This is a genomic window from Paramagnetospirillum caucaseum, from assembly GCF_000342045.1.
GTDB classification, from domain to species: domain Bacteria; phylum Pseudomonadota; class Alphaproteobacteria; order Rhodospirillales; family Magnetospirillaceae; genus Phaeospirillum; species Phaeospirillum caucaseum.
Map to the genome: position 1 here is coordinate 1 of NZ_AONQ01000043.1, position 22,553 is coordinate 22,553.

Genomic DNA, 22,553 nt, shown 5'->3' on the forward strand with positions numbered 1-22,553 from the left:
GCTGCTGGGCCTGCAATTCGGCCACCGACACCGATTCCAGTCCGAAGATGCCCTTGAAGATGTCGCCGACCCTGAGCGACAGCATCAGCACGCCGGCGAAGATCAGGATGGGCAGCACCCGGACGATGGGGGGCTTGGCCTCTCCCTTGCCCTTCAGCTTGGAGGCGGCGCCGGGAGGTTGGGCCCTGACGGGGCCGGGGACGGGCTTGCGGGTCCTGGTGGCCATGATGCCTCCCTACCGCATGGACTGGAGGGCGCGCAGCAATTCGCGCTCGGCTTCGGAACGGTCGTCGCTTTCGGCCTCGGAGGCGGCGGCGGCGGCGGCGATGGCGGCGGCCCGGTTGCCGGCCATGCGGGGCGGCGGCATGGTTGGCGTCGACGCGGTGCCGATCTGGGCGTTGCCGCGCGGCTCGGGCGCCGCCTTGACCCCGTCGCTGCGGGCCGAGCGGACGGCATTCTCCAGGCGGTTGGCCATGGTGTCGGCCCGCTCGATCATGAAGGCCAGGTCGTCGCGCAAGGATTGTGCCTTTTCCACCCGCTCCTGCAGGGTCTGGCCGGATTCCTCGGCGGCCTTGCGCAGCTTGGGGATGGAGGATTCGGCGCGCAGCGTCGCCTCGTTGAAGGCGGCGATGGTCTTGGCCAGATCGTCGCGGTTCTTGCGCAAGGATGACAGACGCTGGTTCAGCATCCAGGCGTAGCCGATGGTGGCGATCAGCAGCACGGAGACGATAAGGTCGAGGATGACTTTCCAATCCACGGCGATCACCCGGACTTGATGGTGGATTCATCCACCTGAATGGCGATGTGCTGCCCCTTGCGCCCCATGCGGCCGCGGAACATGGCCACGTCGCCGCAGCGCATGTCGATGGGCGAATCGGCGGTGGCGTTCAGCATGAATTTCGAGCCCGGCTTCCAGTTCAGCACCTCGCGCAGGTTCATCACCTGCTCGTCGAGCACGGCCTCCAGTTCCACCTCGGTCAGCCACAGTTCCTCGGCCAAGTGGGTTTCCCAGATGGAGTCGCGGCCGAACTTCTCGCCCATGAACATCTGCAGCAGCAGTTCGCGGACGGGTTCCAGGGTGGCGTAGGGCAGAAGCAGTTCCAGGCGGCCACCGCGGTCTTCCATGTCGATGCGCAGCTTGGCGACGATGGCGGCGTTGGAGGGGCGCGAGATGGTGGCGAAGCGCGGGTTGGTTTCCAGACGGTCGAAGCGGAAGGTCACCGGCGACAGGGGGTCGAACGCCGCCGACAGGTCGGACAGCACCACGTGCACCATGCGCTCGACCAGATTGCGTTCGATGGTGGTGTAGGGGCGACCCTCGATGCGCATGGCCGCCGTGCCGCGCCGGCCGCCCAGCAGCACATCGACGATGGAGTAGATCAGCGACGAATCGACGGTCAGCAGGCCGAAATTGTCCCATTCCTCGGCCTTGAACACCGCCAGCATGGCGGGCAGGGGAATGGAGTTCAGGTAGTCGCCGAAACGCAAGCTGAGGATGTTGTCCAGCGAAACTTCGACGTTGTCCGACGTGAAGTTGCGCATGGAGGTGGACATCATGCGGACCAGGCGGTCGAACACCACTTCCAGCATGGGAAGGCGTTCGTAGGACACCAGGGCGGAATTGAGGATGGCCTGGATGCCCGACTTGTCGCCGGCTCCGCCGATATCGTCGTCGAAGCCCAGCAGGGAGTCGATTTCGTCCTGGTTCAGCACGCGGGTGGCGTCCTTGGCCACCGCCGCCTGCGTCTCGCCGGTGCTGTCGCCTGCGCCGAGCATGGCTTCCCATTCGGCGGCCATGTCGCCGCCGCCGTCACCGCCGCCGGCATCGCCGCCACCGCCGCCGCCGGCGTCGTCGCCGGCCATGGCGGCCCATTCCTTCATCAGGGCCTCTTCGTCATCGGCCCCGCGGGCGGTTCCACCGTCGTCGTTCATCGCCATGTCGGTCTATCCCGCAGGTCCGTCATTGGACCAGCATTTCCTTGAACAAGACGTCGTTGACCTTAACCGGCTTGACCGCTGCGTTGACGCGGGTTAGCAATTCCTCGCGCAGCAGGTGCATGCCCGAGGCGCCCTGCAGATCCTCGACCCGCAACTCGCGCAGGTAGATCTGGAAGTTGTCGATGATGCGGGGCAGCATCTGCTCGACGCGGGGCTGGTCGGTGACCGCCTCCAGCTCGAGCGCCACCCGGAGTTTCAGGAAGGCTTGCTTGCGCCCGGTGGTCTGCAGGTTGACCAGCATCTCGGGCAGGTCCATGAACGATGCCGCCTGCACCGCCTTGGGCGGCGGCGGGGCGGCGGCGGTCTCGGCTGCCGGCAGTTCGTCCTTCTTGCCGGTCAGCTTGTCGAGCAGGCCGGAGAAGTAGACCCCGGCACCCGCGCCCGCCAACAGCAGGATGGGCAGCACGATGATCAGGATCTTCTTGATCGGCAGCTTTTTGGACGGTGATTCGGATGCTTCTTCCGAACCTTCGCCTTCCTCGAAATCTTCTTCCAGATCTTCGGCCATGGCCCTCTTCCGCCGCTCGGACCGCGCGAACCCACCAGGGCCACACGTGCGCATCCTAAAACTAGACCTTTGCGGTTAACAGAAGGTTGAGCCGGCACAAAAGATAGGGATTCCACCCCACCCGGTCCGCATGCTCGCCCCCCCACCGCGCGGCCACGATAGCAATGCCGGGGGGCGCCCGGCAATAACTGCCCGGCAACCCCTTCCGGCAATGGCCCGGTCCGGGGTGGAAATGGCGGAAATGCTCGATTCGTGAAATTGGCACGCCGGTTGCGAGGATGGCGGCGCAAGCAATTGCCAACACGGATTTGAACCATGCAGAACACATCCTACATCGCGTTGTCCCGTCAGGCCGCCCTGTGGCGCCAGATGGAAGTGGTCGCCAACAACATGGCCAACGCCAATACTCCCGCCTTCAAGGGCGAGCAGATGATGTTCCGCGAGTACCTGGTCCCCACCCGGTCGAGCGAGCGCGCCGTGGGCAACAAGCTGTCCTTCGTCCAGGATGTGGGCGTGCTGCGCGACACCCGCGAAGGCCCGCTGACCAAGACCGACAATCCCCTGGATTTCGCCCTGCACGGCGACGGCTACTTCCAGATCGAGACCGAGGCCGGCATGCGCTATGCCCGCAACGGCCATTTCCGCCTGGACCAGACCGGCATGCTGGTCAACACCCAGGGCTTCGCGGTGATGGACGACCGCGACCAGCCCATCGTCTTCGCCCCCAACGAGACCCAGGTCGAGGTTTCGCCGGACGGCACCATCTCCACCGAGAACGGCCGCGTCGCCCGCCTCAAGGTCGTCAAGTTCGACAACGACCAGCAGATGCGCAAGGCTGGCGACTCCCTCTACGAGACCACCCAGGACCCCGAAATCGTCCAAACCCCCCACGTCGCCCAGGGCATGATGGAGGAATCCAACATCCAGCCCGTGATGGAGATGACCCGCATGACCCAGATCCTGCGGGAATACCAGGGGGTGCAGAAGATGCTGGAAGCCGAGCACGAACGCCAGCTCAAGGCCATCCAGACCCTGGCCATTTCCAAGACCAACTGACCGGTTCAACGAGTAAGGAACTCTCGCCATGCGCTCCCTGAACATCGCCGCGACCGGCATGCTGGCCCAGCAGACCAACGTCGAAGTCATCTCGAACAACATCGCGAACATGAATACCACCGCCTATACCCGGCGGCGGCCCGAATTCGCGGACCTGCTCTACCAGAACCTGCGCCGCGTCGGTTCGCAGTCGTCGGACACCGGCACCATCGTGCCGACCGGTGTGCAGCTGGGCCTGGGCGTCAAGACCACCGCCGTCTACCGCATCACCGAGCAGGGCAGCGTCCAGAGCACCGACAACACGCTGGACATGGCCGTCCAGGGCAAGGGCTACTTCCAGGTCAAGCTGCCCTCGGGCGAGACCGCCTACACCCGCGACGGTTCGTTCCAGCTGTCGCCGGAAGGCACCATCGTCACCCACGAGGGCTTCCAGGTGATCCCGCAGATCACCATTCCCTCGGACGCGGTGGGCGTCACCGTCGATTCCACCGGCCAGGTGATCGTCAAGCAGGACGGCCAGGTGCAGAGCCAGATCAAGGGCCAGCTGACGCTCGCCACCTTCGCCAACGACGCCGGCCTGGAAGCGCGCGGCAACAACCTGTTCATGGAAACCCCGGCCTCGGGCCAGCCGGTGGTGCAGACCCCGGGCAAGCCCGGCTTCGGCACCATCCTGCAGGGCTTCCTCGAGACCTCCAACGTCAACGTGGTGGCCGAGGTGACCAACCTGATCGGCGCCCAGCGCGCCTATGAAATGAACTCGAAGGTCATCCAGGCCTCCGACGAGATGCTGTCGACCATCAACCAGATGAAGTAGTGAGGCCATCATGATCCGCCGCCTCTGCCTTCGCGCCACCATCGCCGGACTGGCTCTCGCCGCCGCCTTCGGAACCGTCCGCGCCGCCGACCTGCCGCCCCAGCTCAAGCCCAGCGTCGTGCTGACCGGCGAGGCTATCCACCTGGGCGACATCTGGGAGAATATCGGCGACAAGGCCGGCACGCCGCTGGCCAACGCGCCGGCCCCGGGCAAGCGGGTCACCCTGGAAACCCGCTGGCTGATGGCCGTGGCGCAGAGCTACGGCATCGACTGGCGCCCGGCCTCGCCGTTCGAGCGCTCGGTGGTCGAGCGCGCCGGCCAGACCATCGATATCCGCACCATCGAGACCGAGCTGCGCGAGGCTCTGGCCATGGAGGGCATCCCCGCCGGCGCCAGCATCGAGATCAGCAACCGCCAGCAGCTGCACATCGTCGTCCCCGCCAACGCCAATCCCACCGTGGCGGTCAAGGACCTGTCCTACGACCCGCGCATGAACCGCTTCCAGGCGGTGGTGGAGAGCCCGGCCGGCTCGCCCAATTCGGTGCGCTTCAAGGTCAACGGCAACGTGTTCGCCTCGGCCCGCATCCCGGTCCTCGCCCATCCCATGGGCCGGGGCGAGGTGATCCGCGAGGCCGACATCCAGTGGGTGGACGTGCGCGAGGAAGTGGTGCGCCGCGACGTGATCGCCAACGCCCGCATGCTGATCGGCCAGGAGCCCCGCTACCAGCTGCGCGCCGGCGCCCCGGTCCGCACCAACGAGGTGCAGAAGCCGGTGGTGGTGGGCAAGAACAGCTCGGTGACCATCGTGCTGCGCTCCAAGTTCATGACGCTCAGCGCCCAGGGCCGCGCCGCCGAGGACGGCAGCGTCGGCGACGTCATCCGCGTCACCAACGTGCAGAGCAAGCAGACCGTCGACGCCAGGGTCGAAGGCCCCGGCCAGGTGTCGGTGATGCCCGGCGGCCTGCGTACCCTGGCCCACAACTGAGCCGAATTCGGAGAGATAGATCATGTCCATCACCACTCCCTCCCGGACCTTCGGCGGCAAGGCCTTCCGCACCCTGGCCCTCGTGGTCGCCCTGTCGGAACTGTCGGCCTGCAACTTCCTCACCCGCATGTCGGAAGTGGGCTCCGGCCCCCAGACCTCGCCGATCTCCAACCCGACCCAGAAGTCGGGCTACCAGCCGGTCAGCATGCCCATGCCGCAGCCCTCGGCCCCGCCGCAGAACGCCAATTCCCTGTGGCGTCCCGGCGCCCGGGCCTTCTTCAAGGACCAGCGCGCCAAGGACGTGGGCGACATCCTGACCGTGGCGGTGTCCATCAACGACAACGCCACCCTGACCACCGGCCTGACCAATTCGCGCTCCGGCTCGGAAGTGGCCGGCGCGGGCACCACCGGCTCGCCCATCTCCGTTCTGGGCTTCGAGCAGCAACTGCAGAAACTGCTGCCCAACATCAACCTGGCCAACCTGGCCGACCTGTCCTCCACCTCGGCGGTGGCCAATTCGGGCAACACCACCCGGACGGAAAGCATCACCATGAAGATGGCGGCGGTGATCACCCAGGTGCTGCCCAACGGCAATCTGGTGATCTCGGGTCGCCAGGAATTCCGGGTGAACTACGAGATGCGCGAACTGTCCATCCAGGGCATCATCCGGCCCGAGGACATCAGCTCGTCCAACTCCATCAGCTCGGAAAAGATCGCCGAGGCCCGCGTCTATTACGGCGGACGCGGCATGGTCAGCGACCTCACCCAGCCGCGCTACGGCCAGCAGATCTTCGACATCATCTTCCCGTTCTGAGCGGAGCGGCTTTCACGAACGGCCCGCCGGGGACACCTCCGGCGGGCCTTCGGCATTTTTTGCCGGGCGGAGGTCGGCGCTTCCAAGACGCGGATGGGCACGGATGCCGCTTCGCGGCCACGGATAAGCACGAAAATGAACCTCAAGCCTCGCCCGCTTGCGGGAGAGGGCTTTTGCAAGCAATCCTGCAAACCGGTGAAGACCCCAAGCAAAAGGGGCGGGTCCTGGTGGGCCCGCCCCTTGTCCGTTCAGCCGGAAACCCGGCCTACTTCTTCTTGCCCTCGGCCAACGGCAGGGCGATGTAGCGCAATTGCTGGGGGTTCTCGACCCGGAGCAGCAGCGACTTGGTGCCGGCCCGGCGGCCGTCCTCGATCAGCTTGCCGAGATCGGCGGGCGAGCGCACCGGCTTGTGGTCGGCCTCGATGATCAGGTCGCCGGGGCGCATGCCCTTTTCGGCGGCCGGGCTGTCGGGCTTGACCTCGGTGACGATGACGCCCTTGGCCTCTTCGTCCAGGCCAAAGCGCTCGCGCAGCGGCGGGGTGAGCGACGAGACGGTCAGGCCGCTGCCCGGGATGGTCAGCACGCCGTCCTTGCCGGCCTGGGGCTTGGGCGCCTCGGGCTTGCCCTTGACCTGCTGCTCGGCCGGGTCCTCGGGCATCTCGCCCACCGCGGCGGTGATGGTCTGGCGGCGGCCGTCGCGCCACACCACCAGCTCGACCTTCTTGCCGATGGGGGTGGAGGCGACGTAGCGGGGCAGGCGGCGCATCTCGGTGATGTCCTTGCCGTCGAACTTCAGCACCACGTCGCCGTCCTTGAGCCCCGCCTTCTGGCCGGGGCCGGCGGGATCGACCTTGGCCACCAGGGCGCCCTTCTGGTCGGGCAGGCCGATATTCTCGGCCATGTCGGAATCCAGGGACTGGATGCGGATGCCCAGCCAGCCGCGCCGCACCTTGCCGAACTTCCGAAGGTCGTCCAGCACCGGCACCGCCAGCGAGGCCGGCACGGCGAAGCCGATGCCGATGGAGCCGCCCGACGGCGAAATGATCGCCGAGTTGATGCCGATGACCTCGCCCCGCACGTTGAACATGGGGCCGCCGGAATTGCCGCGGTTGATGGCGGCGTCGGTCTGCAGGAAATCGTCGTAGGGGCCGGCGTTGATGTCGCGGGCCCGGGCCGAGACGATACCCGCCGTGACGGTGCCGCCGAAGCCGAAGGGATTGCCGATGGCCAGCACCCAGTCGCCGACGCGGGCCTCGTCGGAATTGCCGAAGGGGACCGGGGTCAGCGCCTTCTTGCCCGGATCGATCTTCAGCAGGGCCAGATCGACCTTGGGGTCGCGGCCCACCAGGGTGGCCTGGAACACCGTGTCGTCATGCAGCTTGACGCTGATCTCGTCGGCGTCGGCGATGACGTGGTTATTGGTGACGATGTAGCCGGCGGCGTCGATGATGAAGCCCGAGCCCAGCGAGGTCGCCTTGCGCGACGGCGCGTCGGGGCGGCCGCCCTGCTGGCGCTCCATGAATTCCTTGAAGAATTCCTCGAGCGGCGAGCCGGGCGGGAATTGCGGCATCTCGGGGGCGCCCTGGGGAGCCTTCAGCGTCTGGGTGGTCGAGATGTTGACCACGCTGGGCAGCAGCCGTTCCGCCAGATCGGCGAAGCTGCCGGGCGGCGCGCCGGCGCCGGCCGTTCCGGGCAGCAGCAGGGCGATCACCGCCAGCGCGCCGAGCAGGACCCGGGCGGGGCGGAAGGGATTGTCACGTCTTGCGATGAACACGGAAGTCAGTCCTCCGGACGGTCTCGCCCCCAGGCGGGGCAACTGGATTATTGTCTCAAAGAGCGGCGCGCGCCAGCCAGACGCCGCCCAGGCCGAGAACGGCCATCAACAGGCCGACCATGCGCAGCAGGTCGGGCGGCATGACCAGGACCTGGGCCATCATGCGCTTCATGGCCTCGGGAAAGGCCGCCCAGGCGAGGCCCTCGATGACGAGGACCAGCGCCAGGGCGGTTATCAGGTCGGTCATTGGCCCCGGCGGGCGGGGCCGGCGCCGAACGCCTTCAGGAACTCGTTGTCCGGCGACAGCACCAAGGTGGTGTTGCCGTCGCCCAACGCCTCGCGATAGGCCTGCAGCGAACGGTACAGGGTGAAGAACTGCGGGTCCTTGCCGAACGCCTCGGCGAAGATGCGGTTGGCCTCGGCATCGCCCTGGCCGCGCTCGATCTGGGCCTGGCGCTGGGCCTCGGCCAGCAGCACGGTACGCTCGCGGTCGGCGCGGGCGCGGATCTGCTGGCTCCACTCGTAGCCCTGGGCGCGGGCTTCCTTGGCCTGGCGCTCGCGCTCGGACTTCATGCGGTCGTAGATGGACTGGCTGGTCTCGTCCGGCAGGTCGGCGCGGCGCAGCCGCACGTCCACCACCTGGATGCCCATCTCGCGGAGCGAGCGTTCGGCCACTTCGTGCTGGATCTGCTCCATGATGCGGGCGCGTTCATCCGACAGGATGGAGGGCAGCATCACCTGGCCCATCACCCGGCGCATGGCCGACGAGACGATCTGGGTCATCTGGGCGCGGGCCTGCACCTCGGTGCGCACCGCCTGATAGAACTTCAGCGGGTCGGCGATGAGGAAGCGGGTGAAGGTATCGACCACGATGCGCTTCTGGTCGCCCAGGATGATCTGTTCGTCCGGCGGGTCGAGGGACAGGAGGCGGATGTCGTAGCGCACCACGTCCTCGATGAACGGCAGCTTGGCGTGCAGGCCCGGCTCCTTGATGGTGGCGCGGTGGGCGCCGAAGCGCAGCACCAGCGCCTGCTCGGCCTGGTTGACGATGAACAGGGACGACGACCCCAGCACCAGGGCGATGGCGGCGATGACGACGCCGAAGACGAGGGAACGGCTCATTTGGCGCCTCCCGCCTGCTGCTGCTTCTTCAGTTCGGGCAACGGCAGATAGGGGACCAGCCCCTTGGCCGAAGGATCGATGACCACCTTGGTGGCTCCCTTCAGGACGTCCTCCATGGTTTCGATGTAAAGACGCCGCGCGGTGATGTCCTCGGCCAGCTTGTAGGAGCCGTAAAGCGCCAGGAAGCGCTTGGCGTCGCCCTGGGCCAGGTTGACCACCTGCTCGCGGTAGGCCTGGGATTCCTGCACCAGCCGCTCGGCCTCGCCGCGGGCGCGCGGGATGATGTCGTTGCGGTAGGCTTCCGCCTCGTTGCGGGCGCGCTCCTGGTCGGCGCGGGCACGCTGCACGTCGTTGAAGGCGTCGATGACCGCGCTGGGCGGATCGACCTTCTGCAGCTGGACCTGCTGGACATGGATGCCGGCGCCGTAGGAATCGAGCAGCCGCTGCAGCTCCTCCTGGGTCTGGATGGCGATCAGCTCGCGCTTGTCCGACAGGGCCGCCTGAATGGGATTGCGGCCGATCACCTCGCGCAGCGCGCTTTCGGCGGCCACCTTGACGGTCAGTTCGGGATCCCTGACCGCGAACAGGAACTTGCCGGCGTCCTTGATGCGCCAGAACACCGCGGCATCGGCCTCGACGATGTTCTCGTCGCCGGTCAGCATGCGGCTCTCGTCGCTGGCGCGTCCGCCGAGGCGCACGTCGGTGGTCCCGCGCGAGCCCAGCAGCAGCTGGTTGACCTTGGTCACCTTGGGCAGCAGCACGGTCTCGATGGGATAGGGCAGGCGGTAGTGCAGTCCCGGCTCGGTGGTGTCGACCCACTTGCCGAAGCGCAGGACCACGCCCTGCTCGTCGGGGCTGACCTTATAGATGCCGGAAAAGGCCCAGGCCGCCACCGCCAGCGCCGCCAGGATGGCGATGCCGCGGCCGCCGTTGATCCCGCCGGTGCCGCCGGGCATGGCGCGGCGCAGCTTTTCCTGCCCCTTGCGGATGAAGTCCTCGATGTCCGGCCCGCCGCCGAAGCCGCCGCCGTTACCACCGCCGCCACCACCCGGCCGGTTGCCGCCGCCGTTGCCCCACGGGCCGCCGCCACCGCCGCCGCCGCCCCAGGGGCCGCCGCCGCCACGAGGATTCCAAGCCATGAATCGTCCCTTCGTCGATGCCTCGGTTGCGCGGGGTGAAACTCCCACGCCTTTCGGAACATAGGGCAGGATTCCGCCTTGCGCAACGCGACGCCGGTCACATTACCGGATTTCAATATTGGCAATGGGCCGGAATCGGCTTTGCAAACGGGTTCGAGCGCCCTATATGAGAAGACGCTTGTGCGCTTTGACGGCGCATAACCAACTAATTTGGTATGTCTTTACAGCGAAGAGGACAGCATGGCCGACGTCACCGAACAGCAGATCATCGCGGCGCTCAGCCGGATCAACGATCCCGACCGCAAGGCGGATATCGTCAGTCTCGGCATGGTGTCGGGCCTGACGGTGAAGAACGGCCATGTGGCCTTCGCCATCGAGGTGGATGCGAGCCGCGGCCCCCATCTGGAGCCGCTGCGCAAGGCCGCCGAGAAGGCGGTGCACGATCTGCCGGGCGTGCTGTCGGTGTCGGCGGTGCTGACCGCCGAACGCAACGCCCAGGGCGGGCCGAAGGGTGGCGGCCATGGCCATGGCCATGGCGGCGGCCATCAGGCGGAAAAGCCTCTGCTGCCCCAGGTCAAGGCCATCGTCGCCATCGCCTCGGGCAAGGGCGGTGTCGGCAAGTCGACCACGGCGACCAATATCGCCATGGCGCTGTCGCGCATGGGCCTCAAGGTCGGGCTGTTCGACGCCGACATCTTCGGTCCCTCCATGCCGCGCATGCTGGGCATCACCGGCGAGCCGGTCAGCCCCGACGGCCAGACCATGATGCCCATGGAGAATTACGGCGTGAAGTGCATGTCCATGGGCTTCCTGGTGCCCGAGGACTCGCCGATCATCTGGCGTGGCCCCATGGTGATGGGCGCGCTGGAGCAATTGCTGCGCGACGTCCACTGGGGCGAGTTGGACGTGATGATCATCGACATGCCGCCGGGCACCGGCGACACCCAGCTGACCATGACCCAGCGCGTCCCGCTGACCGGCGCGGTGATCGTCTCGACGCCGCAGGACATCGCCCTGCTCGACGCCACCAAGGGCCTCAACATGTTCCGCAAGGTGGATGTGCCGGTGCTCGGCATCATCGAGAACATGAGCTATTACATCTGCCCCAAATGCGGCGACGAGGCCCATATCTTCGGCCATGGCGGCGCCAAGGCGGAAGCGGCCCGCCTGTCGGCCGACTTCCTGGGCGAGGTGCCGCTGGACATCGCCATCCGCCAGACCTCCGACGCGGGTGAGCCCATCGTGATCTCCAAGCCCAACAGCCCGCACGCCAAGGCCTACATGGATATCGCCGCCAGGATCTGGGACAAGGTCCAGGTGCTGCAGGGCGGCCGCAAGGGCCCGCGCATCGTCATGGAATAGGCACGGGAGGCAAGGGCGGCCCCCGGCCGCCCTCACTCCGTGGGCCGGCCGTAGCGACGGTTGCGGTAGCCCTTCAGGCTGCGTTCCACCGCCTCCTCGCCGATGCCGGCCTGGCGCAGCACCGAGCCCGCCATCTGCAGGCTGGCCTCCACCGTTTCCGGGATGACGGCGGTGGCGCCGATATCGCCCAGCACCTGTTCCTGGGCGCGGTCGCGGGCGCGGGCGACGATGGGCAGATGGGGCGCCGCCTGACGGATGCACGAGATGGTGCGTTCGGCCTGGCGGGCCTCGTTGACGGTGATCACCGCCGCACGGGCCTGGCCGATGCCCACCGAGCGCAGGATGCCGGTGCGGCCGGCGTCGCCGTAATAGACGGGAAGGCCGGCCTCGCGCGCCGCCGCCACCCGGTCCACGTCCATGTCCAGCGCGATATAGGGAATCTCGTGCTCGGCCAGCAGCCGGGCGATGGCGCGTCCCACCCGGCCGTAGCCGGCGATGATCACGTGGCCGGCGAGATGGCGGACCGTCTCGGGGATCGGCTCGCCGCCCCGCTCGGGCGTCATGCCGGCGGACAGGCGGCGCCCCAGGGCGGCCAGGGCGGGGGTCAGCACCATGGACAGCGCCACGCTGGCCACCAGGGCCTGGCCCAGCCCGCCGTCGAGAAGCTTCAGTTCCAGGGCGCGGCCGAACACCACGAAGGCGAACTCGCCGCCCTGGGCCAGCAGGAAGCCGACCCGCAGCCCGTCGCCCATCCCCACCTTCATCAGGCGGCACAGGACGATCAGCACCGCCGCCTTGACGGCGACGGTGCCCACGGCCAGCCCCAGCACCAGCCCCAGCCGCTCGGCGACGAAGGGCAGGTCGACGGACATGCCCACCGTCATGAAGAACAGGCCGAGCAGCAGGCCGCGGAACGGCTCGATATCGGCCTCGACCTGATGGCGGTAGCGGGAATCGGCCAGCAGCAGCCCGGCCAGGAAGGCGCCCAGCGCCATGGACATGCCGGCCTCGCCGGTCACCCAGGCCACGGTCAGGACCAGCAGCAGGTTGGCGGCGGTGAACACCTCGGGATTGCGCCCGACGGCGATGAAGCGGTAGGCGGGGCGCAGCAGGAAGCGGCCGACCAGGAAGATGGCCGCCATCACCAGCACCACCTTGCCGCCGGCCAGGGCCAGGGCCTCGGCCACGTGCCGCTCCTGGCCGGCCAGCAGCGGCAGCAGCACCAGGACCGGCACCACGGCCAGATCCTGGAAGATCAGCACGGCGACGGCGATACGTCCGTGGTGGTCGACCGCCTCGCCGCGCTCCACCAGGATGGCCAGCACCGTGGCGGTGGAGGAGAAGGCCAGGGTCAGGCCCACCACCAGCGACAATGCTCCCGACAGTCCGAAGGCATGGCCGATTCCGCCGATCAGCAGGGCGGTGACCACCACCTGGGCGAGGCCGAGCCCCAGGATGTAGCGCCGCATGGTGCGCAGGCGCGACAGCGGCAGTTCCATGCCGATGGCGAACAGCAGGAACACCACCCCGAATTCGGCCAGCGGCCGGGCGACCTCCAGTTCGATCACCGGGCCGGGGGTGTGGGGCCCCAGCATGATGCCGGCGGCCAGATAGGCCAGGACCGAGGGAATGCCGAAGCGCTGGAACAGCGGCACCAGCACCACCGCCGCCAGCAGCAGGAACAGGATGTCGAACAATGCGTCAGAGCCGTGCACGCGAAACTCCCCGAGGCGATCCCGGGGAGTTTAGCCGCAAATCGGCCCGGCGCTATCTCCGATTCAGGGCGCTGACCACCGCCTTCAGCGAGGCCATGGTGATGGAGGAATCCAGCGCGGCGCCGTGGATCGAGGCGCCGCCCTCGCCGACGATCTCCACGTAGCAGGCCGCCTGGGCCTCGGAGCCCGAGCCCACGGCGTGCTCGTGGTAGTCGCGCACCTTGACCTTGTGGCCCAGGCCGGTTTCCAGCGCGTGGATGAAGGCGTCGAGCGGGCCGTTGCCCTTGCCCTCGATGCGCTTCTCCACCCCGTTGTCGCGGATGGTGGCCGACAGCGCCCGCGGCCCGCTGCGGCTTTCGGAATGGGTTTCGTATTCCACCAGTTCCAGCGGCCGGTCCTTGAAATAGGTCTGGGAGAAGGCTTCGATGATCTCGCCCGAATCCAGCTCGCGCCCCGCCTTGTCGGCCATGGCCTGCACCACGCGGGCGAAGTCGATCTGCAGCGGGCGGGGAATCTCCAGCCCGTGGTCACGCTCGAGCACGGCGGCGATGCCGCCCTTGCCCGACTGGCTGTTGATGCGGATCACCGCTTCGTAGCTGCGGCCCACGTCGGCCGGGTCGATGGGCAGGTAGGGCACCTCCCACACCGGGTCGTTGCCCTTTTTGCGGGCCGAGAAGCCCTTCTTGATGGCGTCCTGGTGCGAGCCGGAAAAGGCGGTGTAGACCAGTTCGCCGGCATAGGGGTGGCGGGGATGGACGGGCAGGCCGGTGCAAAGCTCGGCGGTGCGCCGCACCGTGTCGATGTCCGAGAGGTCGAGGCCGGGATCGACGCCCTGGGTGTAGAGGTTGAGCGCCAGGGTGACCAAATCCACGTTGCCGGTGCGCTCGCCGTTGCCGAACAGGGTGCCTTCCACCCGGTCGGCGCCGGCCATCACCGCCAGTTCGGCCGCCGCCACGCCGGTGCCCCGGTCGTTGTGGGGATGGACCGAGACGATCAGCGAGTCGCGGTTCTTCACCGTGGCGCAGAACCATTCGATGACGTCGGCGTAGATGTTGGGCGTCGACATCTCCACCGTGGCCGGCAGGTTGCAGATCATCCGGCGCTCCGGCGTGGCGCCCCAGGCCTCCGCCACCTTTTCGACGATCTCCACGGCGAAGTCGGGCTCGGTGCCGGTGAAGCTTTCCGGCGAGTACTGGAACACCACCTCGCCCTCGGGCCGGGCGGCGGAAAGCTCGCGCACCAGCCGCACACCCGAAAGCGCCAGGTCGATGCAGCCCTGGCGGTCGATGCCGAACACGATGCGCCGCTGGGCCTCGGAGGTGGAATTGTACATGTGGACGATGGCCCGCCGGGCGCCGGCCAGCGCCTCGAAGGTGCGGCGGATCAGCTCGTCACGCGACTGGACCAGCACCTGGATGGTGACGTCGTCGGGAATATGGCCGCCTTCGATCAGCAGGCGGACGAAGTCGAAATCGGTCTGCGAGGCGGCGGGAAAGCCCACCTCGATCTCCTTGAAGCCCATGCCCACCAGGGTCCGCCACAGGGCCATCTTGCGCTCGGAGCCCATGGGGTCGATCAGCGCCTGGTTGCCGTCGCGCAGATCGACGCTGCACCACATGGGCGGGCGGGCGATGACGGCGTCGGGCCAGCGGCGGGCCGCGAGGCGGATGGTGGGGTAGGGGCGGTACTTGGTGCTGGCGGCAGGCATCATGGCCTGGTCCTCCTTGGGGTCTGTTTGCTCATATGGGGAGCGCGGCCCGATTCTGCCGGCCGCCGGGCGGCCGCGAATGACCTTATGCCCGGCGACCGCAGGTTAGTCGCAGCGGCAGCAGGCCGCCGGAGGCCGGAACCAAAACCCGAGAGAAGGAGGAGAGATGAGACATTGCAGCGAACCCGACCCGAAGGCTGAAACCACGAAAACCCGGAACCGAACTTACGATTCCAGGGCGGGTAGCAGCAGCAGGGTGGCGGTCGTGCGCGTCATCATGTCCGCAGCGTGCCTGAAATGGGCGGCGGCGGTCAAGTCATAATACCTCGGGCATATTCGACGTATTGCCCGCCCGGGGAATAGGCTAGACTCCCGTCACGTTTCTCCTCGATGGACCGGTCATGCCCTCAGACGGCGCCCAACAACCGCATGTCCCAGCCCCGCCGCGGGCCGGAGGGCGCAAGGCCGCCATCACCATGACCCTGGTGGCGGTCCTCTGGCTTGGCCTGTCCCTGTGGATCGCCGACGTCTACGGCAATTACCGCGAGGCGCAGCTGCGCGGCCAGGCCTTGGCCCTGGCGGTGACCTCGGCGGGGGCGCTGACCAACGCGTTGAGCCAGCGCCTGGCCCAGGTGCGGGGGCTGGCCGCCTTCGTCGCGGTCAAGGCCGCCGAGAACCAGCCGGGCGAGATCGAGCGGGAATTCCCGGTCTTCGCCGCGTCCTACTACCAGCAGGTTCCCGGCATCCGCAACATTGCTGTGGCACCCGACTTCGTGGTGCGGCTGGTCTATCCCCGCGACGCCGGCAACCTCAAGGTGGTGGGCAACCACTTGCTGGAGGACAAGCGCCCCGGCTTCGCCCAGACGGTCGAGCGCGCCCTCCAGACCCGCGACCTGGCGGTGCATGAGCCGTTGGAGATGATCCAGGGCGGCCAGGGGCTGCTGGCCCGCCAGGCGGTCTTCGTGGGCGACCGCCCCTGGGGGACGGTGGGGATGATCTTCACCATTTCGGCCATGCTGGAATCCAGCCGCATCGGCATCCTGGAGGGCTATGCCTGGGGGCTGCGCACCGCCGCCGGAACCGTGGTGGGCGGCGATGCCGGCGTCTTCGCCATGCAGCCGGTTTCCGTACGCATCGACCTGCCCGACGGCCATTGGGACTTCGCCCTGGCTCCGTCCGGCGGGTGGCGGGCGGCGGCGGCCAGGGGGGCAGAGGTGACCGCGCTGCGCTTCGGCCTGCTGATTCTCGGCATCGGCATCCTCTGCCTGACCTGGGTGGCGCTGCAACGGCGCGAGACGCTGGAACGGCTGGTGGACAGCCGCACCCGCCAGCTGACCTCCGCCAACCGCGAGCTGGAGCGCTTCTCGTTCATCGTCGCCCACGACCTGCAGGAGCCGCTGCGCTCCATCATCTCGTTCAGCCAGCTGGTGGAGCGCGGCCTGTCGGCCCAGCTGACTCCGGAGCAGCGCCAGTGGCTGGCCAGCCTGGGAACCTCGGCGCGGCTGATGAAGGCCTTGCTGCACGACGTGCAGATCTATCTGGGCGAGAACAACGCGCCGCTGCCCCGGCGGCAGGTCGCCGCCACGGAGGCGCTGGCCATCGCCCGGCGCAAGCTGAACGGACGCATCCAGCAGGCCGGCGCCACCGTCGAGGCCGGGCCGCTGCCCATGGTGTGGGCCGACCATCACCGCCTGGGCGAGGTGTTCGTCGCCCTGATCGGCAATGCCATAGAATACCGCTCCCTCGACCGTTCCCCGGTGGTTCGGGTGTCCTGCCGCACGGAGGGGCCGTTCCAGGTCATCGACGTCGCCGACAACGGGATCGGCATCGAAGAGACCTATTTCGACCGTATCTTCGAGGTCTTCCAGCGCCTTCACTCGCGGAACGCTCACCCCGGCACCGGAATGGGGCTGGCAATCGCCAAGAAGATGGTGGAACATCTGGGCGGAACCATCCGGGTCCGCTCGGCCGTCGGACAGGGGAGTGTCTTCTCCATCGTCCTGCCCGTCGCGCCGGCGTGGATCGCGAATGCCCGATCGGAGCAAATGTGACTGACGCGAATGAACAGCAATTCAAGGTGATGCTGGTCGAGGATGATCCGGGCGACGCCGGTCTGGTCAAGGCCGCCTTCGCCAGCAGCCGCTTCAGCTGCCGCATCGAGCATATTCCCGACGGGGTCGAGGCCATGAAGCGCCTGCGCGCCCTGGCCGTGGAGGGATCGACCGCGCTGCCCGACCTGATCCTTCTCGACCTCAACATGCCGCGCAAGAGCGGGCACGAGGTCCTGGCCGAGATGAAGGCCGACGACGAACTCAAGGATCTTCCCGTGGTGGTGCTGACCACCTCGGACGCCGAACGCGACGTGGCTGCCGCCTATCACAGCGGCGCCTCGGGCTTCGTCACCAAGCCGGTGGACGTGGACGCCCTGTTCGAATCGATCCAGGGTATTCTGGAGTACTGGTTCGGCCTGATGCGCCTGCCGGCCAACCGGCCTTAGAGCGCTGAGCCTCAATCAAATATTAGGCGCGGCGCTCAAGTATTGAGCGAGCGGCCATGGGCGCGTGATCCCGGCAAAAGGCATGAACCCGAAAATAAGCGCCGGGCCATCTCAAGCTTATTTTCTCCCCCATCCCTTACCGGGAAACAGTACGGCGAGGGACAAACCTACAGCCCCTTCTCGAAATCCGCCGGGGCGCGCAGATAGGCGCCGAACACGTCGGGCAGCTTCTTGCGCAGGTCGGAATCGGGATCGTCCTGATCAAGCTTCCACATCTTGATCTTCTCGCAGAACATCTTGACCAGCTTCTTGCTGCCGGGGACGCCGAAGATTTCGCTGAACGTTGCCTCGCCCAGCTTTTCGGTGCCGACTTCCAGGAAGATGGGAATCTGCGAGTAATTGAGGAAGCGGACGATCTGGTTGATGGATTCGCCCGACAGGATGTGCAGGTGGCTGGCCATCTGCTCCAGGTCCTTGGCGTTCTGGACCTCCATGGCTTCCAGGCGGTCGCAATCGACGCACATCTCCCAGAACTTCTCGCCCATCTTGTCGTAGACGGTGCCGTGCAGGAAGTCGTAGCGCTCCTTGCCCAGGAAGGCGACGCCCTTGGCGGCCAGCGGCTGGGTGTCGAGCATCTCGCGCATCATGCTGTCGGACAGGATGCGCTTGGCCTGGTCCATGGAATGGCGGCCGATATCGGCCAGGGCGGCGATACCTTCCGGGGTGCGCAGCGTGGTGACGCCCAGGCCCATCTCGCGGATCAGCTTGACCGGCAATTCGGCGAAGCAGGGGATCAGCGGCACCTGCCAGTCGTAGTCCAGATAGTCCTTGATGGCGCCGTAGAACTGGTCGGCCTGGGTCGGCGACGCCTTGGGGACCTCCATATCGCCCCACTTGCCGGAAACCAGCGACTGGATCTTCTCCAGCAGGGTCTTGGGCTCCTTCTTGACCGCCACCGCGGCGGCGGGCTTGTCGGCGGTGCCGAAGCGCTTTTCCGCATAGGCCTTGGCGCCCGAGCGCACCACCATGGAGATGACCTGATCCAGCGAGCGCTCGCAGCGCAGCAGGCCGTCGTCGGTGGTGACCGGATTGCCGTCCCTGTCGATCAGCAGGTCCTGGAATTGCTCGCGCTTGGTCTTGACCAGCTGCATGCAGGCGTACAGCAGGTCCGGGGTGGCCAGTACGGCGGCATAGGGATTGGGAAACGCGGCCAGGGCGGGAATCAGCTGGGTGACGCGGGCAGTCACCGGCCCCTTGATGGTGGTGATGATTTCCTTGCGGTTGGCCGCATCCTTGTCGATCGGCTTGGCCGCAGGCTTCACGCTGCCGGACATGGTTTTCCCCTCTAGATCAGTCGCCGAGCATGGTGGCCGGCAGCTGATTCATCTTGGACAGCAGATATTCCAGGTCGTCGTTCTCGAATTCCACGCCCAGATCGCCGTACTGCGTCAGGATGCGCTCGATCATGCGCCGCGAGAAACGCTCGCGGTCATTGGGGCCGCCGTCGTATTCCATCTCGTAGGACACGTCGATGGCGGCGCGCATGGCGGCGTAGAAGGCCTTGGGCAGACCGGCCTTCTCGAACAGGGCCTCGAAGCCGCGCTTGCCGGCGTCGTGGATCAGGGTGCGGCAGTTCTCCACCTTGATCTTGGCCAGCTTGGCGATGGCCACCTCGAAGAAGGTCATGTCGCCCATGCACACCGAGCGCAGCATGATGGAGGGCGTCAGGCGCCCCACGTTGTAGAGGTGGCCCACCAGTTCGGCGACATCGCCTTCCGTGTTGGACAGGCCGAGGACCGCCAGCTCGCGCGCCTGGAGCATCATGGCGGCGGCGGCTTCCGGGGTGAGGTCGGGCCGTGCCATCAGGTGCCGGCGCAGATTCTCCGACACCTTGGTCATCAGCCGCTCGGCCACCGTGATGGGCAGCACCTTGCGCTCGACCAGGGACTGGCCCACCTGCTCGGACTCGCCGTAGCGGTCCACCACCCGGTTCAAGGTGTTCTCGGAAAGATCGGCGCCCTCGTTGGACACCAGGGTGGCCACCGCCGCCTCGTTGCCGGTATCGACCAGGGCGTCGGCCAGGGTGGCGGAGACGTGGCTCCGGCCGGCGACGGCCACCTGCTTTTCCGGGCCCTGGCTGCGGACGATCTCGATCAGGTCCTCGTCGGTCAGCACCTCGGAGAACTGCAGCATGGGCAGCGACACGTCCTCGACGTCGCGGGCCAGGGACAGCGCCACGTCATGGGGAACCGTCGGGTTCTCCTTGAGCTGGCGGGCCAGGGCCTCGCGCACCCGGACCTCGGCGTCGCGGACCATCAGACGGAAGATGTCCTCGGCCAGCTTGCGCTGGCCTTCGCTCAACCCCTGGTGCTGAGCCGCGATCTTGTCGGCGATTTCGGCACGCACGTCCCCGGTCGGATTGGAGAGCAGGCGCTTGACGTCTTCCTCGTTGAGTTTCTGGTCCACGGCTGTCTTCTCTTGCCCCTTTGGGCGGACTATACAACGCTTCCCCCGTGCTGAACAGGCGGGAAGCCCTCGGGCGTGACTTACATCATATCAGACAAACAGGCGCCCAGCATCCTCGGGGCGGCGGCCTCCAGTCCGGCGGCGCAGCGGGCGGTCTCGGCGCGCAGCCCGGGGACCGACAGTTCCGGCACGCCGCCGATTTCCGCGGCGTGGCCGATGAACCAGCGTTCCAGCCCCGACCCGGTGGCCTCCACGTGGAATTGCAGGCCCAGCGCCGCCTTGCCCCAGGAAAACGCCTGGTTGCGGGTGATGGCGGTGGAGGCGAGAAGGGTGGCGCCGTCGGGCAGGTCGAAGGTGTCGCCGTGCCAGTGCAGCACCGGAATGCCGGCCAGCATGCCCAAGGGCGAGGCGCGTCCGGCCGCGGTCAGGTCCAGGGGCGACCAGCCGATCTCCTTGACCCCGCCGTTGGGATAGACCCGGGCGCCGAGCGCGCGGGCCATCAGCTGGGCGCCGAGGCAGATGCCGATGACGGGGCGGCCGGCCCGCAGGCGGGCTTCGATCAGCCGCAGTTCGGGGCTGAGGAAGGGATAACTGTCGTCCTCGTAGGCGCCGATGGGGCCGCCCAGCACCACCAGCAGGTCCGTGGCGGCCTCGTCCAGGAGGGCGAAATCGTCGAGCCCGGCCTCGTGGTAGCGGATGGAATAGCCGGCGGCCTCCAGCGGCGCCTGGAAGCTGCCCAGATCCTCGAAGGCCACATGGCGGATGGCGACGCAGGTCTTCATGATCCCTCCCTCCCTCCCGAAGTCAGGGACGGCGCTTCCCGGCCGGATCGTCTTCATACCCGACCGGGGTCGCTGCGTCGAGGCCGTCTTGCGTTCAGGCCGCCCGCACCTCTTTCAGGAAGGTCTCGATGGTCGCGTGCAGGCTGGACGATTGTTCGGCCAGGGTCCGCGACGCTTCCAGTACCTCGCGCGACGAGGCGCCGGTCTGGTCGGCGGCGTCCTGGACCTGTCCCACGTTGCCCGACACCTCGGCGGTGCCGGCGGCGGCCTGCTCCACGTTGCGGGCGATTTCCTGGGTGGCGGCGCTCTGCTCCTCCACCGCGGCGGCGACGTCGCCGGAAATCTGCCCGATCTCCTCGATGACCTTGACGATGGAGCCGATGGTGGCCACCACCCGCTGGGTCTGGTCCTGGATGGCGGCGATCTGCCGGCCGATGTCGTCGGTGGCCCTGGCCGTCTGGTTGGCGAGGTTCTTCACCTCGCCCGCCACCACGGCGAAGCCCTTGCCCGCCTCGCCGGCCCGCGCCGCCTCGATGGTGGCGTTGAGCGCCAGCAGGTTGGTCTGGCTGGCGATGTCGGTGATCAGGTTGATCACCTCGCCGATCTTCTGGGCGGTGTCGGCCAGTTCGTTGACCACGGCGCCCGCCTTGGAGGCCTCGCCCACCGCGTCCTGGGAGATGCCCGAGGAATGGGCCACCTGGCGGCCGATCTCGTTGATGGAACCCGACAGCTCCTCGGCGGCGGCGGCCACGGTCTGGACGTTGACCGAGGCCTCTTCCGAGGCGGCGGCCACGGCGGTGGCCTGATGGCTGGTCTGCTGGGCGGTGGCGCTCATGGCGCCGGCGGTGGCCTGCAACTGGCCGGCGGCGGCGGCCACCTGCTGCACCATGGCGGTGGCGGCGGCGTCGAAATCGGCGGTCAGCCGCTCGATGCGCAGCGCCCGCGCGCGGGCGGCCTCGTCGCTCTGCCTCTGTTTTTCCTCCAGCTCGCGCTGGCGGATCAGGTTGGCGCGGAACACCTCCATGGCGGCGGCCATCTCGCCGACCTCGTCGGCGCGGTCGGCGGCGGGAATGGCCACCGAGGTATCGCCCTTGGACAGGCTGTCCATGGCCCCGGTCATGGCCACCAGCGGCGGCACGATGGAGGCGGCGGTACGCTGGGCGGTGATCATGGCGGCGGCCAGTCCGGCGACCAGCGCCGCCACCGCCACGGTGATCATCAGGTCGACCAGACTCGACACCTCGGCGGCGTCGGCGTCCAGCATGGTCTTCTGGTTGTCGATCATGCCGCCCGAGCGCTTGCCGTCGGGACCCTTGGCGCCCGAGAACAGCGTGACCAGCTTGCCGACGCGCGGCACCGCCTCGGTGACCAGCACCTTGACCGCCTCCTCGCCCTGGCCCAACCCCTCGGCCTTGGCCTGGGCCGCCTTGAGTTCGAGGAGCAGGGGCCGCGCCTCCTTCCAGGCATCCTGGTTGCGCGGATTGGTGAAACGGGCGACCAGCCGGTCCATCTCGGTCATCAGGATGTCGAGATCGGCCCAGGCCTCGGCCCGCTCGGCCTTGAAGGAATCCTTGCCGGTCAGCAGGTAGCCGCGCAGCGCGGCCAGCGAGGCGTACATGTGTCCCTCGATGCCGGCGCTGGTCTGGGCCACCGGCATGCGCAGCCCGATCATCCGCTCCGACGCCTTGTTGACGCCCAGGGCCTCGAAAATGATGGTGCCCGTCACCACCGCGATCAGTGCGCACAGGATGCCGAAGCCCAACCACAGCCGCCTGCCGATCCGCATTCCCGATTTTCCCGCGCTTGACATCAA

General features: G+C 67.6%; 20 protein-coding genes and 1 pseudogene. 7 read left to right on the forward strand and 14 right to left on the reverse strand.

Annotated elements, in window-relative coordinates:
• The 4 genes and pseudogenes from H261_RS14930 to H261_RS14945 all read right to left on the reverse strand — a co-directional run.
• Nucleotides 1–226: pseudogene (locus H261_RS14930) on the reverse strand (MotE family protein); the annotation flags it as partial.
• A gap of 9 nt (nucleotides 227–235) precedes the next feature.
• Entirely contained in the window at nucleotides 236–757 is a 522-nt protein-coding gene (locus tag H261_RS14935; RefSeq protein ID WP_235062944.1) for a DUF6468 domain-containing protein, read from the reverse strand.
• Nucleotides 758–762: 5 nt separating this feature from the next.
• Nucleotides 763–1,938 carry a flagellar motor switch protein FliM gene (gene fliM / locus H261_RS14940; protein ID WP_008619076.1) on the reverse strand — a complete coding sequence of 392 codons (1,176 nt, stop codon included), beginning with the start codon at nucleotides 1,936–1,938 and terminating at the stop codon, nucleotides 763–765.
• 22 nt (nucleotides 1,939–1,960) lie between these two features.
• On the reverse strand, nucleotides 1,961–2,506 hold the full coding sequence (locus H261_RS14945) for a flagellar basal body-associated FliL family protein (RefSeq protein WP_008619077.1): 546 nt from the start codon (nucleotides 2,504–2,506) through the stop codon (nucleotides 1,961–1,963).
• A gap of 315 nt (nucleotides 2,507–2,821) precedes the next feature.
• Between H261_RS14945 and flgF the strand changes: the two genes are divergently transcribed.
• From flgF to flgH, 4 genes are read left to right on the forward strand one after another with little or no spacing between them, the layout of a single operon-like run.
• Nucleotides 2,822–3,562: a flagellar basal-body rod protein FlgF gene (gene flgF, locus H261_RS14950; RefSeq protein ID WP_008619078.1), complete on the forward strand. Its 741-nt coding sequence runs from the start codon at nucleotides 2,822–2,824 to the stop codon at nucleotides 3,560–3,562.
• Between the two features lie 28 nt (nucleotides 3,563–3,590).
• Nucleotides 3,591–4,376: a flagellar basal-body rod protein FlgG gene (flgG, locus tag H261_RS14955; RefSeq protein ID WP_008619079.1), complete on the forward strand. Its 786-nt coding sequence runs from the start codon at nucleotides 3,591–3,593 to the stop codon at nucleotides 4,374–4,376.
• Between the two features lie 10 nt (nucleotides 4,377–4,386).
• Entirely contained in the window at nucleotides 4,387–5,361 is a 975-nt protein-coding gene (gene flgA, locus H261_RS14960) for a flagellar basal body P-ring formation chaperone FlgA (RefSeq protein ID WP_008619080.1), read from the forward strand.
• A gap of 22 nt (nucleotides 5,362–5,383) precedes the next feature.
• Nucleotides 5,384–6,175 (forward strand): flagellar basal body L-ring protein FlgH, encoded by a 792-nt coding sequence (gene flgH / locus H261_RS14965; RefSeq protein WP_008619096.1) that lies wholly within the window; start codon nucleotides 5,384–5,386, stop codon nucleotides 6,173–6,175.
• Between the two features lie 265 nt (nucleotides 6,176–6,440).
• On the opposite strand, the gene H261_RS14970 is transcribed toward flgH, so the two are convergent.
• The 4 genes from H261_RS14970 to hflK are packed head-to-tail and all read right to left on the reverse strand — an operon-like array spanning nucleotide 6,441 to nucleotide 10,210.
• Entirely contained in the window at nucleotides 6,441–7,949 is a 1,509-nt protein-coding gene (locus H261_RS14970; RefSeq protein ID WP_008619097.1) for a DegQ family serine endoprotease, read from the reverse strand.
• Between the two features lie 55 nt (nucleotides 7,950–8,004).
• Entirely contained in the window at nucleotides 8,005–8,196 is a 192-nt protein-coding gene (locus H261_RS14975; RefSeq protein ID WP_008619098.1) for a DUF2065 domain-containing protein, read from the reverse strand.
• The gene (gene hflC, locus H261_RS14980; RefSeq protein WP_008619099.1) at nucleotides 8,193–9,071 is read right to left on the reverse strand and encodes a protease modulator HflC; all 879 of its coding nucleotides are present in this window, start codon (nucleotides 9,069–9,071) and stop codon (nucleotides 8,193–8,195) included. The genes H261_RS14975 and hflC overlap by 4 nt, the downstream gene beginning before the upstream one ends.
• Entirely contained in the window at nucleotides 9,068–10,210 is a 1,143-nt protein-coding gene (gene hflK, locus H261_RS14985) for an FtsH protease activity modulator HflK (RefSeq protein ID WP_008619100.1), read from the reverse strand. The genes hflC and hflK overlap by 4 nt, the downstream gene beginning before the upstream one ends.
• A 240-nt stretch (nucleotides 10,211–10,450) precedes the next feature.
• On the opposite strand from hflK, the gene H261_RS14990 reads away from it, so the two are divergent.
• A complete protein-coding gene (locus H261_RS14990; RefSeq protein WP_008619108.1) occupies nucleotides 10,451–11,572 on the forward strand; it encodes an Mrp/NBP35 family ATP-binding protein in 1,122 nt (373 codons plus the stop codon).
• Nucleotides 11,573–11,604: 32 nt separating this feature from the next.
• Here H261_RS14990 and H261_RS14995 read toward each other — a convergent pair whose 3' ends face one another.
• Together H261_RS14995 and leuA are read right to left on the reverse strand one after the other, a co-directional pair.
• The gene (locus H261_RS14995) at nucleotides 11,605–13,287 is read right to left on the reverse strand and encodes a monovalent cation:proton antiporter-2 (CPA2) family protein (protein WP_152426890.1); all 1,683 of its coding nucleotides are present in this window, start codon (nucleotides 13,285–13,287) and stop codon (nucleotides 11,605–11,607) included.
• Nucleotides 13,288–13,339: 52 nt separating this feature from the next.
• On the reverse strand, nucleotides 13,340–14,998 hold the full coding sequence (gene leuA / locus H261_RS15000; protein ID WP_008619110.1) for a 2-isopropylmalate synthase: 1,659 nt from the start codon (nucleotides 14,996–14,998) through the stop codon (nucleotides 13,340–13,342).
• Between the two features lie 398 nt (nucleotides 14,999–15,396).
• Between leuA and H261_RS15005 the strand changes: the two genes are divergently transcribed.
• Nucleotides 15,397–17,046 (forward strand): sensor histidine kinase, encoded by a 1,650-nt coding sequence (locus H261_RS15005; protein WP_040476611.1) that lies wholly within the window; start codon nucleotides 15,397–15,399, stop codon nucleotides 17,044–17,046.
• Nucleotides 17,043–17,492 (forward strand): response regulator, encoded by a 450-nt coding sequence (locus H261_RS15010; protein WP_152426891.1) that lies wholly within the window; start codon nucleotides 17,043–17,045, stop codon nucleotides 17,490–17,492. The genes H261_RS15005 and H261_RS15010 overlap by 4 nt, the downstream gene beginning before the upstream one ends.
• 167 nt (nucleotides 17,493–17,659) lie before the next feature.
• Here the strand turns inward: H261_RS15010 and H261_RS15015 are convergent, their stop codons facing one another.
• The 4 genes from H261_RS15015 to H261_RS26540 form a co-directional block, all read right to left on the reverse strand.
• Nucleotides 17,660–18,826, reverse strand: coding sequence for a hypothetical protein (locus tag H261_RS15015; RefSeq protein WP_008619113.1), 1,167 nt, complete (start codon nucleotides 18,824–18,826; stop codon nucleotides 17,660–17,662).
• A 16-nt stretch (nucleotides 18,827–18,842) separates the two neighbouring features.
• Nucleotides 18,843–19,958, reverse strand: a complete 1,116-nt coding sequence (locus H261_RS15020; RefSeq protein ID WP_008619114.1) for a DUF2336 domain-containing protein — start codon at nucleotides 19,956–19,958, stop codon at nucleotides 18,843–18,845.
• Between the two features lie 80 nt (nucleotides 19,959–20,038).
• Complete coding sequence (locus tag H261_RS15025) at nucleotides 20,039–20,740, reverse strand: glutamine amidotransferase (RefSeq protein WP_008619115.1); 702 nt, start codon at nucleotides 20,738–20,740, stop codon at nucleotides 20,039–20,041.
• Between the two features lie 94 nt (nucleotides 20,741–20,834).
• On the reverse strand, nucleotides 20,835–22,526 hold the full coding sequence (locus H261_RS26540) for a methyl-accepting chemotaxis protein (RefSeq protein ID WP_008619116.1): 1,692 nt from the start codon (nucleotides 22,524–22,526) through the stop codon (nucleotides 20,835–20,837).
• Nucleotides 22,527–22,553 lie beyond the last annotated feature (27 nt).

Coding starts and splice junctions, on each gene's coding strand:
- fliM (WP_008619076.1), bottom strand. CDS start 1,938: ATGGCGATGAACGACGACGGTGGAACCGCCCGCGGGGCCGATGACGAA.
- H261_RS14945 (WP_008619077.1), bottom strand. CDS start 2,506: ATGGCCGAAGATCTGGAAGAAGATTTCGAGGAAGGCGAAGGTTCGGAA.
- flgF (WP_008619078.1), top strand. CDS start 2,822: ATGCAGAACACATCCTACATCGCGTTGTCCCGTCAGGCCGCCCTGTGG.
- flgG (WP_008619079.1), top strand. CDS start 3,591: ATGCGCTCCCTGAACATCGCCGCGACCGGCATGCTGGCCCAGCAGACC.
- flgA (WP_008619080.1), top strand. CDS start 4,387: ATGATCCGCCGCCTCTGCCTTCGCGCCACCATCGCCGGACTGGCTCTC.
- flgH (WP_008619096.1), top strand. CDS start 5,384: ATGTCCATCACCACTCCCTCCCGGACCTTCGGCGGCAAGGCCTTCCGC.
- H261_RS14975 (WP_008619098.1), bottom strand. CDS start 8,196: ATGACCGACCTGATAACCGCCCTGGCGCTGGTCCTCGTCATCGAGGGC.
- hflC (WP_008619099.1), bottom strand. CDS start 9,071: ATGAGCCGTTCCCTCGTCTTCGGCGTCGTCATCGCCGCCATCGCCCTG.
- hflK (WP_008619100.1), bottom strand. CDS start 10,210: ATGGCTTGGAATCCTCGTGGCGGCGGCGGCCCCTGGGGCGGCGGCGGC.
- H261_RS14990 (WP_008619108.1), top strand. CDS start 10,451: ATGGCCGACGTCACCGAACAGCAGATCATCGCGGCGCTCAGCCGGATC.
- leuA (WP_008619110.1), bottom strand. CDS start 14,998: ATGATGCCTGCCGCCAGCACCAAGTACCGCCCCTACCCCACCATCCGC.
- H261_RS15005 (WP_040476611.1), top strand. CDS start 15,397: ATGCCCTCAGACGGCGCCCAACAACCGCATGTCCCAGCCCCGCCGCGG.
- H261_RS15015 (WP_008619113.1), bottom strand. CDS start 18,826: ATGTCCGGCAGCGTGAAGCCTGCGGCCAAGCCGATCGACAAGGATGCG.
- H261_RS15025 (WP_008619115.1), bottom strand. CDS start 20,740: ATGAAGACCTGCGTCGCCATCCGCCATGTGGCCTTCGAGGATCTGGGC.
- H261_RS26540 (WP_008619116.1), bottom strand. CDS start 22,526: ATGCGGATCGGCAGGCGGCTGTGGTTGGGCTTCGGCATCCTGTGCGCA.